The sequence below is a fragment of the Streptomyces sp. NPDC101225 genome (assembly GCF_044767585.1).
Taxonomy (GTDB): domain Bacteria; phylum Actinomycetota; class Actinomycetes; order Streptomycetales; family Streptomycetaceae; genus Streptomyces.
This window is the reverse complement of the sequence record NZ_JBIWOE010000105.1, coordinates 1-1,287: the sequence shown is the minus strand read 5'-3', so window position 1 is coordinate 1,287 and position 1,287 is coordinate 1. Positions and strand designations below refer to the sequence as shown.

Below are 1,287 nucleotides of genomic sequence, written 5' to 3'. Positions count from 1 at the left end.
CTGGACCGGGTGATCATCCGTTTCGCGGGGGATTCCGGGGACGGGATGCAGCTGACCGGGGACCGGTTCACGTCGGAGACGGCGTCGTTCGGGAACGATCTGTCGACGCTGCCGAACTTCCCGGCGGAGATCCGGGCGCCGGCCGGGACGCTGCCGGGGGTCTCCTCCTTCCAGGTGCACTTCGCCGACCATGACATCCTCACGCCGGGGGATGCGCCGAATGTGCTGGTGGCGATGAATCCGGCGGCGCTGAAGGCGAATGTGGGCGATCTGCCGCGGGGCGCGGAGATCATCGTGAACACGGACGAGTTCACCAGGCGGGCGATGCAGAAGGTCGGCTACACGGCCTCGCCGCTGCAGGACGGTTCGCTGGACGGCTACAGCCTGCATCCGGTGCCGCTGACCACGCTGACGGTGCAGGCGCTGAAGGATTTCGACCTGTCCCGCAAGGAGGCCGAGCGCTGCAAGAACATGTTCGCGCTGGGGCTGCTGTCGTGGATGTACCACCGTCCCACCGAGGGGACGGAGGCGTTCTTGCGGACGAAGTTCGCCGGGCGGCCCGAGGTCGCGCAGGCGAACCTGGCGGCGTTCCGGGCGGGCTGGAACTTCGGGGAGACGACGGAGGAGTTCGCGGTCTCCTACGAGATCGCGCCGGCCGCGACCGCGTTCCCGGCGGGCACCTACCGCAACATCTCCGGCAACCTGGCCCTGGCCTACGGTCTGGTCGCCGCCTCCCGCCAGGCGGACCTGCCGCTGTTTCTGGGCTCGTATCCGATCACGCCGGCCTCGGACGTGCTGCACGAGCTGTCCCGGCACAAGAACTTCGGGGTGCGCACCTTCCAGGCCGAGGACGAGATCGCCGGGATCGGCGCGGCGCTGGGCGCGGCGTTCGGCGGCTCACTCGCGGTGACCACCACCTCCGGGCCGGGTGTGGCCCTCAAGAGCGAGACGATCGGTCTGGCGGTCTCCCTGGAGCTGCCGCTGCTGGTGGTGGACATCCAGCGCGGCGGTCCCTCCACCGGCCTGCCCACCAAGACCGAGCAGGCGGACCTGCTGCAGGCGATGTTCGGCCGCAACGGCGAAGCACCCCTGCCCGTCCTCGCCCCGCGCACGCCGGCCGACTGCTTCGACACCGCCCTGGAGGCGGCGCGGATCGCACTGGTCTACCGCACCCCGGTGATGCTGCTCTCCGACGGCTACCTGGCCAACGGCTCCGAGCCGTGGCGCATCCCGGAACTGGACGAACTGCCGGACCTGGGCGTGCAGTTCGCGCGGGGCCCGAACCAC

At 70.3% G+C, this 1,287-nt stretch carries 1 protein-coding gene; it reads left to right on the top strand.

The annotated features are described in order from the left end of the window. A partial coding sequence (locus tag ACIRPX_RS45945; protein WP_404206139.1) for a 2-oxoacid:acceptor oxidoreductase family protein occupies positions 1-1,287 on the top strand: 1,287 nt, incomplete at both ends.